This window comes from Streptomyces sp. NPDC005794 (genome assembly GCF_042871445.1).
Lineage (GTDB): Bacteria > Actinomycetota > Actinomycetes > Streptomycetales > Streptomycetaceae > Streptomyces.
Genome location: NZ_JBIAIN010000008.1, coordinates 230,071 through 245,078 on the forward strand (window position 1 = coordinate 230,071; position 15,008 = coordinate 245,078).

The window sequence follows — 15,008 nt, forward strand, 5'->3', positions numbered from 1 at the left end:
GTGAACAGCACGCAGGAACAGACACAGGAACACCAGGAGAGCGGCGACGTCGTGGTGGCGGTGACCGGCTGCCCCAAGGAGGACGCGCGCACCGTGTTCGACGTGCTGCGCCGCTCGTTCGTCTCCGACCGTCCGGCGAGCGACACCCCCGAGGACGCATCGGACACGCGCCCCACCGTGTGGACGGCGACCGTCGATGTCACAGAGGCGAAGGCCGGCCCCGGGCCCGCGCAGCTCTCCGCGCCGGTGATGGTCGAGGCGCAGGGCGGCTACTGGGCGGTCGACCGTCTCCGCAAGCACCTGGCGGACGCGTTCACCGTCCGGCTCGTCGGAACAGCCGCGGGCGACCAGGAACAGGAGATCCGCCTGCGGCTGGAGAGCCACCGCCCCGCATGACGACCCCAGGCCCCGGACACGGAAGGTACGCGTACATGGATGCCACCCAGGGGACCGTCGACGCGGAAACGGCACCGGTGCCGGCTCCCGACGACCGTTCCACCTTCACTCTGCACGTCAACGGCACGGCACGGACCCTGACGCTCGATCACCGCACCACGGTGCTGGACACGCTGCGGGAGCATCTCGGCCTCACCGGTGCCAAGAAGGGCTGCGACCACGGCCAGTGCGGAGCCTGCACGGTGCTCGTCGACGGCCGGCGAGCCAACAGCTGCCTCCTGCTGGCCGTCGCCCAGCAGGACGCCCACATCACCACCGTCGAAGGGCTGGCCGACGGGGACCGGCTGCATCCGCTGCAGTCGGCCTTCCTGGAGAGGGACGCCCTCCAGTGCGGCTACTGCACCCCGGGGCAGATCTGTTCGGCGGCCGGCATGCTCGGTGAGGTGGAGGACGGTTACCCCTCCCACGTCACCCCGTGGACGGCGCTCGCGGCCGGAGGGCCGGTCCCGCTCGACGCGGACGAGATCCGCGAGCGGATGAGCGGCAATCTCTGCCGGTGCGGTGCCTACCCGCACATCGTCGAGGCCATCGAGGACGTGGCCCCGTGAAACCCTTCGCCTATCTGCGTCCCGCCACCGTGGCCGAAGCCGTCCGTGCCGGCGCAGGGCACCCCGGAGCACGATTCCTCGGCGGCGGCACCAACCTCGTCGACCTGATGAAACTCGGGGTGGAGTCGCCCGGCCTGCTCATCGACGTCAGCCGGCTGCCGCTGGACCGCGTGACACGGACGGACGACGGCGGTCTCCGGGTCGGCGCGACCGTACGCAACAGCGACCTCGCCGCCCACCCCGACGTACGGAGCGGCTGGCCCGCCCTCTCGCAGGCACTGCTGGCCGGTGCGTCCGGTCAGCTCCGCAACACCGCCACCACCGGCGGGAATCTGCTCCAGCGCACCCGGTGCCCGTACTTCCAGGACGTCTCCAAGCCCTGCAACAAGCGGACTCCCGGCTCGGGCTGCCCGGCCAGGGAGGGAGCACACCGCGATCTCGCGGTGCTCGGCCACTCGCAGGACTGCGTCGCCACCAACCCCTCGGACATGGCGGTCGCCCTCGCGGCCCTCGACGCCACCCTCCAGCTGCACGGACCCGAGGGGGAGCGGGCCGTGTCCGTGACCGACTTCCACCGGCTGCCTGGCGACAACCCCGACCAGGACACGGTGATCCGCCCGGGCGAGCTGATCACCGATGTGGTGCTGCCGCCGCCTCCCGCCGGTGCCGTCTCCCTGTACCGCAAGGCCAGGGACCGCGCCTCGTACGCCTTCGCCCTGGCCTCCGTCGCCGCCGTACTGAGTGTGCGCGACGGCCACGTCGAACGGGCGTCGCTCGCCTTCGGCGGGCTCGCGCACCGGCCGTGGCGTGCCCGGGTGGCCGAGGACGTGCTGCGCGGGGCCCCCACGACCGAGGACACCTTCGCGCGTGCGGTGGACGCCGAACTCGAAGCGGCCAGGCCGCTGCGCGACAACGGTTTCAAGGTGGACCTGGCCCGCCGGCTCGCCATCGGCGCCCTCGTCGAACTCACCACCCGGGCCGCATCCGCCTGATCCGCGGCTCCCGCACACCCCGACGAACCGAGGACTACCGACATGAGCGACTCCCCCCAGGCGCTGGGCAGGCCCGTCGTCCGCCGCGAAGGCCGGGACAAGGTCACCGGCACCGCCCGCTACGCCGCGGAACACACCACGCCAGGCTCTCTGTACGGCTGGATCGTCCCCGCCACCGTCGCGAGCGGGCGCGTCACCGCGATCCGCACCGCCGATGCCCTGGCGGTACCCGGGGTGCACACCGTGCTGACCCACGACAACGCGCCGCGGCTGAAGGAGCCCGACGACCCGATCCTCGCCGTGCTCCAGGACGACCGGGTGCCGCACCGGGGCTGGCCCGTCGCCCTCGTCGTGGCCGAGAGTCCGGAATCCGCGCGGGCGGGCGCCGAGGCCGTGTACGTCGAATACGCCACCACACGGCACGATGTCGTCCTCACGGGGGACCACCCGGGCCTCTACACCCCCGAGGAGGCGAACGGCGGCCACCCGGCTCTGCGTGAACGCGGCGACGCCACGCGCGCGTTCGACACCGCGCCCGTGCGCGTCGACGCCACCTACACGCTGGGGGGACTGCACAACCACCCCATGGAGCCGCACGCCTCCACCGCCCGGTGGGCCGACGGACATCTGACCGTCCACGACTCCAGCCAGGGATCGACCGCCGTGCGCGACAGTCTCGCCAAGGCCCTCGGGCTCGACCAGGACAGCATCACCGTCATCTCCGAACACGTAGGCGGCGGCTTCGGGTCCAAGGGCACACCACGCCCCCAGTGCGTCCTCGCCGCCATGGCCGCACGGCACACCGGCCGCCCGGTCCAGCTCGCCCTGCCCCGGCGGAACATGGCGGCGCTCGTCGGGCACCGTGCGCCCACCGTGCAGCGGGTTCGTCTGGGTGCCGACCGCGACGGCGTGCTCACCAGCGTCTCCCACGAGATCGTCACGCACACCTCGCGGATCAAGGAGTTCGTCGAGCAGGCAGCCGTACCCGCCCGCGTCATGTACGCCTCGCCCCACAGCCGCACGGAGCACCGGGTGACAGCACTCGACGTGCCCAGCCCGTCCTGGATGCGCGCACCGGGGGAGGCCTCGGGCATGTACGCGCTGGAGTCGGCCATGGACGAACTGGCCTGCGCGCTCGGGATCGACCCGGTCGAGCTGAGGCTGCGCAACGAACCTGAGACCGAACCCGACAGCGGGCGTCCGTTCAGCAGCCGCAACCTCGCGGCCTGTCTGAGCGAGGGCGCCCGGCGCTTCGGCTGGTACGGCCGGGACCCCCAGCCCGCCGCCCGTGAGGAAGGCCCCTGGCTGCTCGGCACCGGGGTCGCGTCGGCGACGTACCCCGTCCTCGTGTCCAGGTCGGCGGCCTCCGCGCAGGCCGCTCCGGACGGCTCCTACCGCGTCGGCGTCAACGCCACCGACATCGGCACCGGCGCCCGCACCGTCCTGGCGCAGATCGCCGCCTCGGTCCTGGACACACCTCCGGAGAACGTGACGATCGACATCGGCAGCAGTGATCTGCCCACCGCGCCCGTCGCGGGCGGCTCCGCGGGCACGGCCTCCTGGGGCTCCGCGGTGCACAAGGCCGCCACCGCCCTGGTGCGCCGGCTCGCCGAGCACACCGGACCACTCCCGCCGGAGGGCCTCACCGTCACCGCCGACACCGGCGAGGAGACGGCACAGGAGTCCCCGTACGCACGGCACGCCTTCGGCGCCCACTTCGCCGAGGTCGCGGTCGACTCGCTCACCGGCGAGGTACGGGTGCGCAGACTGCTCGGTGTGTTCGCCGCCGGACGCATCCTCAACTCCCGTACGGCGCGCTCCCAGTTCATCGGCGGCATGGTCATGGGCCTCGGCATGGCCCTCACCGAGGGCAGCACCATGGACCCGGTCTTCGGTGACTTCACCGAGAGCGACCTTGCCTCATATCACGTGCCGTCCTGCGCGGACGTCCCGGACATCCGGGCGCACTGGATCGACGAGGAGGACCCGTACCTCAACCCCATGGGCAGCAAGGGCATCGGCGAGATCGGCATCGTCGGCACCGCGGCCGCGATCGGGAACGCCGTGCGGCACGCCACCGGCGCCCGGCTGCGTGAACTCCCCCTCACCCCGGACAAACTCCTGCCCTACCTGCCGTGACACCCGGTGCCCGGTTCCCTCGGTTGCGCGACCGGCCCCGTCGGGTCACCCTGATGAGTGACCCGGAAGTGATTGTTGCTCACGCTTCGTGTTCGGGGGTCGTTGGTTCAAACGGGGTGAAGCACGTGGGCCTCGCGGTGAGGAGCCTCGACGATGACCGTTCCACCCGACCGGCACTATCTGGTCGACCTGCAGGTGTCGGCAGAGCGCATTTCCCAGGTGCGGCGCATAGTCGCCGCGCACCTCCGTCATTGGGGTCTCGACCTGCACGTCCGGCCGGTGTGCCGGGCCGCGGAGGAACTCCTGACGAATGTCCAGCGACACGTCGGGGACGACAGCGGGTGCGTCGTCGAGCTCCGCTGGACCGGCCGGCACCTGACGGTGTCCGTGGCCGACAGCGATTCCCGGATGCCCCGGCTGCTCGACGGCGGTGGCGGCGGCCTCAGCCGCGTCATGGCGCTGAGCGACAGCTGGGGTACCTGCCGGACCACCGACGGCAAGGTCGTGTGGTTCACGCGCTACGCCGAGACGCCGTGCACCGTCGGACTGCTTCCGCAGAAGCCCCGCCCCGGCGGCCGCACGTACCTCGGCAGCCCGGCACCCGAACTCGTGTGACGGAACAGCCGGAGCCGGCCCGGCCGGCGCGGACGGTGTGCCTCGCACGCATGATCCGCGCCGGCCGGGTACGCGTGCGTGAGGGGCCCGCGTTGCGCGCGACGCTGTGGCGCGGCACGGTCGGAGAACAACGCAAGGAGGCACAGCCATGCCCATCGCGACGGTCGATCCCGCGAACGGCGAGACGCTCAGGACGTTCGACGCACTGGACGCTCGGGAGACCGAACGGAGGCTCGCCGCCGCGCACCGCGCGTTCCGCAGCTTCCGCGCCACCGACTTCACCGAGCGGGCCCGCCTGCTGAACCGGGCCGCCGATCTCCTCGACGAGGACCAGCAGGACATCGCCCGCACCATGACCACCGAAATGGGCAAGCCGGTCAAGGCCGCCCGCGCCGAGGCCGCCAAGTGCGCCAAGGCGATGCGCTGGTACGCGGCCAACGCCGAACGCCTGCTCGCCGACGAGCACCCCGACGACACCGACGTCAAGGACTCCGGTGCCTCCCGTGCCCGGGTGCACTACCGGCCGCTGGGCGTCGTGCTCGCCGTGATGCCGTGGAACTTCCCGCTCTGGCAGGTCATGCGCTTCGCCGCACCCGCGCTCATGGCGGGCAACACCGGTCTGCTCAAGCACGCCTCGAACGTGCCGCAGACCGCCCTGTACATCGAGGACCTGTTCGCCAGGGCAGGGTTCCCCGCCGGCTGCTTCCAGACGCTGCTCATCGGTTTGGGGGCCGTCGAGGCGATCCTGCGCGACCCGCGGGTCGCCGCCGCGACGCTGACCGGCAGCGAGCCGGCCGGCCGCGCGGTCGCCGCCGTCGCTGGCGACGAGGTGAAGAAGACCGTACTGGAACTCGGCGGCAGCGACCCCTACCTCGTCCTGCCCTCGGCGGACGTCGAGAGGGCTGCCGACACCGCGGTGACCGCCCGCGTCCAGAACAACGGCCAGTCCTGCATCGCCGCCAAGCGCTTCATCGTCCACGCGGACGTGTACGACGTGTTCACCGAGCGGTTCACCGCGGGGATGCGCGACCTGGCTGTCGGCGACCCGCTGGAGGAGACCACCGACGTGGGGCCGCTCGCCAGCGAACAGGGCCGCACCGACCTGGAGGAACTCGTCGAGGACGCCCTCGGCAAGGGTGCCACCGCGCTGTGCGGGGGGCGGCGGCCCGAGGGGCTGGACCGTGGCTGGTTCTACGAGCCCACGGTGCTCACCGGGATCACCCCGGACATGCGTATCCACCGTGAGGAGACCTTCGGTCCGGTGGCGACGCTCCACCGCGTGACGGACCTGGAAGCGGCCGTGGACCTCGCCAACGACACACCGTTCGGGCTGAGTTCCAACGTCTGGACGCGTGACCCGGGGGAGATGGACCGCTGCGTGCGCGACCTGGAGGCCGGCGGGGTCTTCTTCAACGGCATGACGGCTTCCCACCCCGCGCTGCCGTTCGGCGGGGTGAAGCGCTCCGGCTACGGGCGAGAGCTGGCGGGGCACGGCATCCGCGAGTTCTGCAACGCCACCACGGTCTGGTACGGACCCGGCCCGGACGCCCGCTAGGCATGCTCCAGGGACCCCAGGGAGACGCTTCATGACCCACGCCCGTACACCGTCGGGGGCATTCGTCCTCTCCGACACCGAGATCTCGGCACTCGACGCGCACTGGCGTGCCGCCAACTACCTGGCGGTCGGCCAGATCTACCTGATGGCCAACCCGCTCCTGGAGGAGCCGCTGGCCCCCGAGCACATCAAACCGCGGCTGCTCGGCCACTGGGGCACCTCACCCGGACTGAATCTAGTCCACACCCACCTCAACCGGGTCGTCAAGGCGCGGAACCGGCGGGCACTCTGCGTCTGGGGGCCGGGTCACGGCGGCCCCGCCGTCCTCGCCAATTCATGGCTGGAGGGCAGCTATTCGGAGACGTACCCCGATGTCAGCCGCGACCGCGCGGGAATGGCGGCCCTGTTCAAGCAGTTCTCCTTCCCCGGCGGTGTGCCCAGCCATGTCGCCCCCGAGACCCCGGGCTCCATCCATGAGGGCGGCGAGCTGGGATACGCGCTCACCCATGCCTACGGTGCGGCGTTCGACCATCCAGACCTACTGGTCGCGTGCGTCGTCGGGGACGGGGAGGCGGAGACGGGGCCGCTCGCCGCGTCCTGGCACTCCAACAAGTTCCTCGACCCCGTGCACGACGGGGCCGTCCTGCCGATCCTCCACCTCAACGGGTACAAGATCGCGAACCCGACGGTGCTCGCCCGGCTGCCCGAAGGCGAACTCGACGCACTCCTGCGCGGATACGGCCATGATCCCCTCTACGTCGAAGGGGACGAGCCCTCCGTGGTCCACCGCGCGCTGGCCGCCGCCATGGACCTCGCCGCGGACCGTATCGAGGAGTACCAGCGCGCGGCCCGCGCCGAGGGCGCGTCCGTACGTCCTCGCTGGCCGATGATCGTCCTGCGTACGTTTAAGGGCTGGACCGGGCCGGAGGAGGTGGACGGACTCCCCGTCGAGAACACCTGGCGCGCCCACCAGGTCCCACTGCCCGGGGTCCGCGACAACCCCGATCACCTGCGCATGCTCGAGGAGTGGATGCGCTCCTACCGGCCCGGTGAACTCTTCGACGCCGAGGGCCGGCCCACCGCCCAGGTCCTGGACTGCGTCCCCGAGGGCGCCGCCCGGCTCGGTTCGACGCCGTACGCCAACGGCGGGCTGCTCCTGCGGGATCTGCCGCTCCCTCCCCTCGAGGACCACGCGGTGCGGGTCGACAAGCCGGGGACCGTCCTGCACGAGCCCACCAGGGTGCTGGGCGGGCTGCTCGAAGACGTCATGGCGGCCACCGCCGAGCGCAGGAACTTCCGTGTGGTGGGCCCCGACGAGACCGAGTCCAACCGACTGGGTGCGCTCTACGGGGCCACCGGCAAGGCATGGCAGGCGGAGATCCTCCCGACCGACGAGCATCTGGCCCGCGACGGCCGGGTGATGGAAGTGCTCTCGGAACACCTCTGCCAAGGCTGGCTGGAGGGGTATCTCCTCACCGGGCGGCACGGCCTCTTCTCGTCGTACGAGGCCTTCGCCCATATCGTCGACTCGATGGTCAACCAGCACATCAAGTGGCTGCGCACCTCGCGCCGACTGCACTGGCGCGCGCCCGTCGCCTCGCTGAACTACCTGCTCACCTCGCACGTCTGGCGCCAGGACCACAACGGCTTCTCGCACCAGGACCCCGGCTTCGTGGACCACATCCTCAACAAGAGCCCCGAGGTCGTCCGGGTCTATCTGCCGCCGGACGCCAACACACTGCTGTCCACCGCCGACCACGTGCTGCGCAGCCGCGACTACGTCAACGTGATCGTGGCCGGCAAGCAGCCCGGCTTCGACTGGCTCACCCTCGACGAGGCCCGCGCGCACTGCGCCCGGGGGGCCGGCGTCTGGGAATGGGCCGGCACCGAGGACGGAAGCCGCGAGCCCGATGTCGTGCTGGCCTGCGCCGGGGACGTGCCCACCCTGGAGACGATGGCGGCGGCCGGGCTGCTGCGGCGTCACCTTCCCGACCTCGCCGTGCGCGTGGTCAACGTGGTCGACATGACACGGCTGCTGCCCCACGAGGAGCACCCGCACGGGATGCCCGACGCGGAGTACGACTCCGTCTTCACCCGTGACAAGCCGGTGATCTTCGCCTACCACGGCTATCCCTGGCTGGTGCACCGTCTCGCGTACCGGCGTGCGGGACACGAGCACCTCCACGTCCGGGGCTACAAGGAGGAGGGGACCACCACCACACCCTTCGACATGGTGGTCCGCAACGACCTGGACCGCTACCGGCTGGTGATGGACGTGGTCGACCGGGTGCCCGGGCTGGGGGTACGCGCCGTCGCCGTCCGGCAGGCGATGGCGGACGTCCGCACCCGTCACCACGACTGGATCCGGGAGCACGGCACGGACCTGCCCGAAGTGGCCGACTGGACCTGGGAGGGCTGACGCGTCTGCCGTACGCACTCCGGCCGGAGTGCGTACGGCAGACGCTCAGTCCACGGACGTCCGGACGACCGGAGAGACGGCCCCGCCGCCGACGATCCGCAGGGCGTTCTCGCCCCGCATGCCCAGCTTCACGCGCAGGCTGTACTCACCGGTGACTGCGGTCCTGATGATGGCGGGCAGGGACACTCAGCGCGTGCCCTGCTTCTGCTGCAGGGTGACCGGGGTGCCGGAACGGACGTTGCGGGCGGAGCCGTGGATCCGGAACTCCTCCCAGGCGGCCACGGTGCGCGCGGTCGCGTGCGCGGAGAGAGCCGGCCGCGAGGCCAGGTCCCGCGCGCGTTCCCCGGACGGCGGCGCGGGGACGCCGGACGACGCCACCGCGCCGCCCACCGCGCCGGCCGGCGCCGCCGCTGTCAGCAGGGCTGCCGCCGATGCGCGCCTGAATCGGTCCATGAATGGCTCTCCTTCGTGCACGACGTGATCACTGAGATCAACTCGGTGAGGCCGACGAGATCGACCAGGGAGCGCCAAACCTAGGCAAATTCACATAATCCTTACGCAGGGACACGCGGGTCAGAAGCGCAGAACCGCTGCGAGCCGGCCGTGGCCCGCGAGGGAGTCGTCGGCGACGAAGGCCACCTCGCAGCCCTTGTCCAGCGCCGCTTCGACGAGCTCGTCGACGATGTCCTCCCGGACCTGGCCGTCCGCGGCCGGTGTGACGTCCGGGCCCACCGGCTCCAGATGCCCGTCGGTGACCACGACCGTCTGCTCGAAATGCTCCTCCACCGCGACCAGGCCCGCCCGGCCCTCCCGTACGGCCAGCCATACCTCGTCGAGGCCGCCGGCGAAGGAGCGGCTGCTGTGGGCGTTGTCGAGCCTGTCCCGGATCCGGGCCGCGGCCTGCTTCCGCCGGTCCTCCAGTGCCGGGCCCAGCTCCTTGATCAGCTCGGACGCGCTCGTGTCCGCGGTCGTCCCCTTCGCGACCCTGCCGACAGCCGGCTTCGCACTCTCGCCCACCTCGTCGAGCAGGGCGAGCGCGGGCGCGAGGCCGACCAGGAACAGCGGGCGCGGGTCGGCGGCCAGCACCGTCCGCAGCTGCTCGTCGACCGTGCGCAGGAAGTTGCGCGCGTCCTCGCTGCTGTAGGTGCTCGGGGTGTCGCCGATCCGCTCCTCACGCTGCGGGTTGGGCTCCTCGTGCGGGGCCGTGAGCGGGAATCCGTCCCTCGGCTCGGGGTGCAGGCCGTCGGGGGTGCCCGAGAACAGGGAGGCGTGTTCCGCGGACAGGCTGAGGACCCGGAACGACTGAGCTCCGGCCTTCGCCGCGACCAGATTGCGGGTGAGGTAGCTGTCACTCAGGACCACTCGTTCGGGTGCGGTGCGCGGCAGTTGCCAGATCTGGTACTCACCGGCGTCCGCGAGGATGACGAGGGACTCCAGGGCGCGGCGCTGATCCACCTCTGCCACCGCGCGGTCGAGCTGCGCCTTCACCGCGGCCGCGGCCTCGCGGGTCACCCGGGGGTCGGCGTCCAGCCGGCCGCCGGCCTCGGCCACGAGGTTCCGCAGCCGCACGGCGTCCTGGGCGTTGTCCGGTGCCCGGCGGTGGGTCGGCATCGTCAGGGACAGGGCCGGATAGGGCCTGGTCGCGCGAAGTTCCTGCAACAGGCCGGGCGTCAGGGCGTCCGTATCCATCGTTCCCTCCCGGAGGGTTCGGGGTCCTCGGTACTGGAGCCGCCCTTGGCGTGGGGCGGGTCGTTCGACGAGTCAATTCATACCGTTTGATCGTAATATGGGCGAATTGTCCCCTTGCTTTTCGGAGGTAGATGCAATGTCCACACTCGCTGTGTGGAAGTACCGGACGGCCGACGGCGTGGAGACGGCGTCGGCCGACGTCGGTATCGACGAGGACTTCATCGCCGAGGTCAAGCAGAAGGTGACGCCCGGGACATCGGCGCTGTTCCTGCTCACCCTGGACGAGGTGCCCAGCCGCATCAGCGAGTCGTTGCCGGGCGGGGGCGCTGAACTGCTGCACGGCAACCTCGACGCGGAGCGTGAGGCCGGGCTCCGCGAGGTCTTCGGCGACGAGGCGGAGTGACAGGGGAGGAGCCGCCCCTCGCGGGGCCCGCCAAAGGCCCCGTGCGGCAGCCGGCGGTCCCCAGGTGAGCGCGTCCGAGGCCGTCACGGACGCGCTGCGTGATCTTCACGGACGCTTCGTCGGCGTACGTGAGGGCCGACGCGCCGACTACATCCCGGAGTTGACCGGATCGGACCCCGACGACTTCGGGCTCGCCCTCGTCAGCATGGACGGGCACTCCTACAGTGCGGGTGCGGCGGACACTCCCTTCACCTTGCAGTCGGTGTCCAAGCCCTTCGTCTACGCCCTCGCGCTGGCCTCGCACGGTCTCGACGAGGTGGGCCGCTGGGTGGGTGCCGAGCCGAGCGGCGAGGCGTTCAACGCCATCAGCCTGGAGCCCGGCACCGGGCGGCCGGCCAACGCGATGGTCAACGCCGGCGCCATCGTCACGACCGCCCTGGTGCCCGACAGCCGCAAGGTTCCCGCGTTCCAGCGGATCCTGGCCTGCCTGAGCCGGTTCGCCGGGCGGAAGCTGGATGTCGACGAGGACGTGTACCGCTCCGAGGCCGCGACGGGGGACCGCAACCGGGCACTCGCCTACCTGATCCGGAGCGCGGGGACCCTGCCCGTCGACCCGGTGGCCGCGGTGGACACCTACTTCCGCCAGTGTGCGGTGCGGGCCACCGCCGTCGATCTCGCGGTGATGGCCGCCACCCTGGCGCACGGCGGGGTCAATCCGGTCACCGGGGAGAAGGTCGTCTCCCCGGAGGTCGCGGCTCAGGTCCTCGCGGTCATGGCGACCTGCGGGATGTACGACGCCTCAGGTGACTGGCTGCTGAGGGTCGGGCTGCCGGCCAAGAGCGGAGTGTCGGGCGGCCTGATCGCCGCCGGGCCGGCCCGCTTCGGCCTGGCCGCCTACAGCCCGCTGCTGGACGAGGCGGGCACCTCGGTGCGAGGTCACGCCGCCCTGGGGGCGCTCTCGGAGCGTCTGGGGCTGCACCTCATGAGGAATCCGGCGCTGCCCGGCTCCACCGTCACGCTGGTCACCACGGCCGATGTGCTGCCCTCGGCTCCGTCCGGCCGGCGGGAGCGCGCGCTGCACCAACGCGTGGGTGTGGTCGCGGCCCAGGGCGCCCTCGACTTCACCGCGGCCGAGCGTGTGCTGTACGCGCTGGACGAGTCGGGCCCGGAGCCGGCCGGTTCGGTGGTGCTCGACCTGCGCGAGGTGACCGGCGCCGACGCCCTGGCCCTCGAGCTGCTGCACGCCGGCCTGTCCCGGCTCGCCAGGGAAGGGCGGCGCGCTGCCGTCGTCGATCCGGGTGACCGGCTGGGACCGCCGGACCTGGTCCGGGAGCGGACCGGCCAGGACCTGCCGCGCTTCGGCTCCCGCGAGGAGGCCGTGGGGCACTGCGCGCAGGCGCAGGCCGGACCGGGCTGAGTCACGTGCCCGGGATCCGGCCGAAAGGCACGTCGCCCAGGTGGTCGAACCCGGTGGCACGGCGGGGTGGCGCATCGGCCCGGCCCGATGACCTTTCTTGCGCGTGTGTGCGCAGACCGCCGACGTCCCTACGGCGGCGGGGCGAACCGCTGGGCATGCGGGGGGAGGGGGCAGAGGGTTACGGCGGAGCCGGACGAGCCCGGAGCCGCCGTACCGGCCGCCCAGGGCGCGACCGCACCCCCGGCCCCCCTCGCGATACCGTGCCGCTGTCTCTGTCGGCCGTATCGCCGGTGACTCCCTACCAGATGGCCTCGACCCACTCGGGGTGGTCGATGAACGGATTCCGGTTGTGCTGGTACTGGTCGAATATGACCTCGTTGCGGTTCTGTTCGAAGCTGTCCGGCGGGTCCTCCTGGCTCCACTGCTTCAGAACGGAGAGCCGCCCGATGTTCGGGGCCGACCCGTTGCTCACGCTGTCGTTCGGCTCCAGGTCGGCGAAGGAGTCGTCGCCCTCGTACCGCACCGCCATGTAGAGGATCATCCGGGCGACATCGCCCTTGACCGCGTCGCGCGGTTCGAAGGAGTCGCCGTCGGTGTAGTTGCCGGGCGCACCCGAGACGGCGCTGCCACCGTTGTCGAAGTCCTTGTTGCCGCGGGTGGAGTTGACCTGGACGTCCTCGGGCCGCAGGTGGTGGATGTCGGTTCCGGGGCCGGTCGCGGTGCCGAAGTCGCCGTGGGACTTGGCCCAGACGTGTTCCCGGTTCCAGTCGCCGACATCGCCCCCGTTCTCGCTCTTGGACTGTGAGCGGCCGGTGTAGAGGAGGATCACGTTGGAGGAGTTGGCCGGGTCCTCGTCGGTCGCCTTGAGCGCGTCCCAGACCTGGCTGTAGGAGAGCGTGGTCTGGTCGCTGATGATCGTGTGCAGTGAGCTCTTGAGGGCGGTGCCCGTCTTGCCCAGGGCGTCCTGGTAGTAGGTGTCGTCGAGAGCGGCGGCCGGGGACGCCGTGCCGGCGGTCGTGGGGGTGACCGCGGGCGCGGCGGCGGCGACGCCTGCGAGAACGACGACCGAGGCGGCTGCCGCTAGTAGTGGACGCGCGTAGAAACGGCGACGACTGGACATGTGGGGTGTCCTCTCCGGGGTGGCGGAACGGTGTCGTGAGGGCCGGACGTTGACTGCTCGGTCGGGAGCCTTCCACACGCACGGTGCCGGTCGTGTGAACGTTGCGTATTCATCATGTGCAGGTCAAGTGACAGCTTCTTCCGGTCCCCGGGGGCATCGGATGCGCGGATGCCGCCCCGGCGCGAGAATTGCCGCATGGACGAGGAGGCGGTATGAGCGAAGAGTCCGAATCCGTATCCGTATCCGTGCCGGAAGTGCGGGGGGTCACCCCGGACCGTCTGCTGCACACCGGCGGTGGAGATCAGCCCACCGCGGAGGATCTGGTGCTCGCCTCCGGGCGGGACCTGACCCCTCAGAGCCTGGAGTGGGCCGAGCGCAGGCTGTCCGAGGAGGGCCGGTCGGCCATGGACAAACGGCTCCCGTAGGGCACACGTGACATCCCGGAGGCGGGGAGCGTGCGGAGCGCTCCCCGCCACTCGGCTAGCCTGAACTCAATATGAACCGTTTGACGACGTCACAGGGCGAATTCGATCTCGCCCGCTTCCCCGAGAACCCGCGCGACCCGTTCCGTGCGTGGGACGCCGCCGACGAGTATCTGCTGCGGCGGCTGGAGGGAGCGGAGGGGAGCGAACCGGTCCGGCCGGCCGGCACCGTGGCCGTGGTCGGCGACCGCTGGGGTGCCCTGGCCACCGTGCTGGCCGCGCACGGCCCGGTCCAGATCACCGACTCGTACCTCGCCCGACGCGCCACCCAGGCCAACCTGGCGCGCAACGGCGCCGACCCGGACTCGGTGCGCATCCTGTCGGTGCGGGACACCCCGCCGGAGCGCGTGGACCTGCTGCTCGTGCGCGTACCCAAGAGCCTCGCGCTCCTGGAGGACCAGCTCCACAGACTCGCGCCCGCCGTGCACGCCGGGACCGTCGTCATCGGAACCGGCATGGTGAAGGAGATCCACACCTCCACCCTCAAGCTGTTCGAGCGGATCATCGGTCCCACGCGCACCTCCCTCGCGGTGAAGAAGGCGAGGCTCATCTTCTGCACCCCTGACCCGGGCCTGGCCAGGACCCCCAGTCCCTGGCCGCACCGCTACGACCTGCCCGACGACGTCGGCGTGGTCTCCGGTCGCACCGTCACCAATCACGCCGGGATCTTCTGCGCCGAACGCCTGGACATCGGCACCCGCTTCTTCCTGAAGCACCTCCCGGAGCGGAAGGGGCCCGACCGCGTCGTCGACCTCGGCTGCGGCAACGGCGTCCTGGGCACGTCCGCGGCACTCGCCAACCCCGACGCCACCGTCACCTTCATCGACGAGTCGTACCAGGCCGTCGCCTCCGCCGAAGAGACGTTCCACGCGAACACCGGACCGGACGCCGAGGCCGAGTTCCTGGTCGGCGACGGCATGGCGGACGTGCCGCCGGCAAGCGTGGACCTGGTCCTCAGCAACCCGCCTTTCCACTCGCACCAAGCGGTCACCGACGCCACGGCCCGGAACATGTTCCACGGAGCACGAGCCGCGCTGCGCCAGGGCGGCGAGCTGTGGGTCGTCGGCAACCGCCACCTCGCCTACCACACCCAGCTGCGCCGGATCTTCGGCAACTGCGTCACCGTCGCCGGCGACCCGAAGTTCGTGGTCCTGCGGGCCGTCAAGCGCTGAC

General features: G+C 71.4%; 15 protein-coding genes. 11 read left to right on the forward strand and 4 right to left on the reverse strand.

Annotated features, from left to right (window positions below; genetic code table 11):
• The 7 genes from ACFYQ5_RS15585 to ACFYQ5_RS15615 all read left to right on the forward strand — a co-directional run bounded on the left by ACFYQ5_RS15585 (position 1) and on the right by ACFYQ5_RS15615 (position 8,724).
• Positions 1-396, forward strand: coding sequence for a hypothetical protein (locus ACFYQ5_RS15585; protein WP_389197824.1), 396 nt, complete (start codon positions 1-3; stop codon positions 394-396).
• A gap of 35 nt (positions 397-431) precedes the next feature.
• Positions 432-1,004, forward strand: coding sequence for a 2Fe-2S iron-sulfur cluster-binding protein (locus tag ACFYQ5_RS15590; RefSeq protein ID WP_389197825.1), 573 nt, complete (start codon positions 432-434; stop codon positions 1,002-1,004).
• Complete coding sequence (locus tag ACFYQ5_RS15595) at positions 1,001-1,996, forward strand: FAD binding domain-containing protein (protein WP_389197826.1); 996 nt, start codon at positions 1,001-1,003, stop codon at positions 1,994-1,996. The genes ACFYQ5_RS15590 and ACFYQ5_RS15595 overlap by 4 nt, the downstream gene beginning before the upstream one ends.
• A 42-nt stretch (positions 1,997-2,038) precedes the next feature.
• On the forward strand, positions 2,039-4,135 hold the full coding sequence (locus tag ACFYQ5_RS15600; RefSeq protein ID WP_389197827.1) for a xanthine dehydrogenase family protein molybdopterin-binding subunit: 2,097 nt from the start codon (positions 2,039-2,041) through the stop codon (positions 4,133-4,135).
• A gap of 153 nt (positions 4,136-4,288) precedes the next feature.
• A complete protein-coding gene (locus ACFYQ5_RS15605; protein ID WP_389197828.1) occupies positions 4,289-4,750 on the forward strand; it encodes an ATP-binding protein in 462 nt (153 codons plus the stop codon).
• A gap of 148 nt (positions 4,751-4,898) precedes the next feature.
• Positions 4,899-6,305 (forward strand): NADP-dependent succinic semialdehyde dehydrogenase, encoded by a 1,407-nt coding sequence (locus tag ACFYQ5_RS15610; RefSeq protein WP_389197829.1) that lies wholly within the window; start codon positions 4,899-4,901, stop codon positions 6,303-6,305.
• Between the two features lie 31 nt (positions 6,306-6,336).
• Positions 6,337-8,724, forward strand: coding sequence for a phosphoketolase (locus tag ACFYQ5_RS15615; RefSeq protein WP_389197830.1), 2,388 nt, complete (start codon positions 6,337-6,339; stop codon positions 8,722-8,724).
• 45 nt (positions 8,725-8,769) lie between these two features.
• On the opposite strand, the gene ACFYQ5_RS15620 is transcribed toward ACFYQ5_RS15615, so the two are convergent.
• The 3 genes from ACFYQ5_RS15620 to ACFYQ5_RS15630 all read right to left on the reverse strand — a co-directional run bounded on the left by ACFYQ5_RS15620 (position 8,770) and on the right by ACFYQ5_RS15630 (position 10,413).
• Complete coding sequence (locus tag ACFYQ5_RS15620; RefSeq protein WP_389197831.1) at positions 8,770-8,910, reverse strand: hypothetical protein; 141 nt, start codon at positions 8,908-8,910, stop codon at positions 8,770-8,772.
• Positions 8,911-9,177: a hypothetical protein gene (locus ACFYQ5_RS15625; RefSeq protein WP_389197832.1), complete on the reverse strand. Its 267-nt coding sequence runs from the start codon at positions 9,175-9,177 to the stop codon at positions 8,911-8,913.
• Between the two features lie 120 nt (positions 9,178-9,297).
• Positions 9,298-10,413: a chemotaxis protein gene (locus tag ACFYQ5_RS15630; protein WP_389197833.1), complete on the reverse strand. Its 1,116-nt coding sequence runs from the start codon at positions 10,411-10,413 to the stop codon at positions 9,298-9,300.
• 136 nt (positions 10,414-10,549) lie between these two features.
• On the opposite strand from ACFYQ5_RS15630, the gene ACFYQ5_RS15635 reads away from it, so the two are divergent.
• Positions 10,550-10,816 (forward strand): DUF1269 domain-containing protein, encoded by a 267-nt coding sequence (locus ACFYQ5_RS15635; RefSeq protein WP_389197834.1) that lies wholly within the window; start codon positions 10,550-10,552, stop codon positions 10,814-10,816.
• 64 nt (positions 10,817-10,880) lie between these two features.
• The gene (gene glsA, locus ACFYQ5_RS15640) at positions 10,881-12,233 is read left to right on the forward strand and encodes a glutaminase A (RefSeq protein WP_389197835.1); all 1,353 of its coding nucleotides are present in this window, start codon (positions 10,881-10,883) and stop codon (positions 12,231-12,233) included.
• 298 nt (positions 12,234-12,531) lie between these two features.
• Here glsA and ACFYQ5_RS15645 read toward each other — a convergent pair whose 3' ends face one another.
• On the reverse strand, positions 12,532-13,353 hold the full coding sequence (locus ACFYQ5_RS15645) for an endonuclease I family protein (RefSeq protein WP_389197836.1): 822 nt from the start codon (positions 13,351-13,353) through the stop codon (positions 12,532-12,534).
• A gap of 212 nt (positions 13,354-13,565) precedes the next feature.
• Here ACFYQ5_RS15645 and ACFYQ5_RS15650 point away from each other — a divergent pair, with 212 nt between their 5' ends.
• Positions 13,566-13,778 (forward strand): hypothetical protein, encoded by a 213-nt coding sequence (locus ACFYQ5_RS15650; RefSeq protein WP_389197837.1) that lies wholly within the window; start codon positions 13,566-13,568, stop codon positions 13,776-13,778.
• A gap of 71 nt (positions 13,779-13,849) precedes the next feature.
• On the forward strand, positions 13,850-15,007 hold the full coding sequence (locus ACFYQ5_RS15655; RefSeq protein WP_389197838.1) for a methyltransferase: 1,158 nt from the start codon (positions 13,850-13,852) through the stop codon (positions 15,005-15,007).
• Position 15,008 lies beyond the last annotated feature (1 nt).

Excerpts from the sequence above, each read along its gene's own strand:
- ACFYQ5_RS15630 (WP_389197833.1), bottom strand. The coding sequence starts at position 10,413 with ATGGATACGGACGCCCTGACGCCCGGCCTGTTGCAGGAACTTCGCGCG.
- ACFYQ5_RS15625 (WP_389197832.1), bottom strand. The coding sequence starts at position 9,177 with ATGGACCGATTCAGGCGCGCATCGGCGGCAGCCCTGCTGACAGCGGCG.
- ACFYQ5_RS15635 (WP_389197834.1), top strand. The coding sequence starts at position 10,550 with ATGTCCACACTCGCTGTGTGGAAGTACCGGACGGCCGACGGCGTGGAG.
- ACFYQ5_RS15605 (WP_389197828.1), top strand. The coding sequence starts at position 4,289 with ATGACCGTTCCACCCGACCGGCACTATCTGGTCGACCTGCAGGTGTCG.
- ACFYQ5_RS15610 (WP_389197829.1), top strand. The coding sequence starts at position 4,899 with ATGCCCATCGCGACGGTCGATCCCGCGAACGGCGAGACGCTCAGGACG.
- ACFYQ5_RS15600 (WP_389197827.1), top strand. The coding sequence starts at position 2,039 with ATGAGCGACTCCCCCCAGGCGCTGGGCAGGCCCGTCGTCCGCCGCGAA.
- ACFYQ5_RS15590 (WP_389197825.1), top strand. The coding sequence starts at position 432 with ATGGATGCCACCCAGGGGACCGTCGACGCGGAAACGGCACCGGTGCCG.
- ACFYQ5_RS15645 (WP_389197836.1), bottom strand. The coding sequence starts at position 13,353 with ATGTCCAGTCGTCGCCGTTTCTACGCGCGTCCACTACTAGCGGCAGCC.
- ACFYQ5_RS15655 (WP_389197838.1), top strand. The coding sequence starts at position 13,850 with ATGAACCGTTTGACGACGTCACAGGGCGAATTCGATCTCGCCCGCTTC.
- ACFYQ5_RS15615 (WP_389197830.1), top strand. The coding sequence starts at position 6,337 with ATGACCCACGCCCGTACACCGTCGGGGGCATTCGTCCTCTCCGACACC.
- ACFYQ5_RS15650 (WP_389197837.1), top strand. The coding sequence starts at position 13,566 with ATGAGCGAAGAGTCCGAATCCGTATCCGTATCCGTGCCGGAAGTGCGG.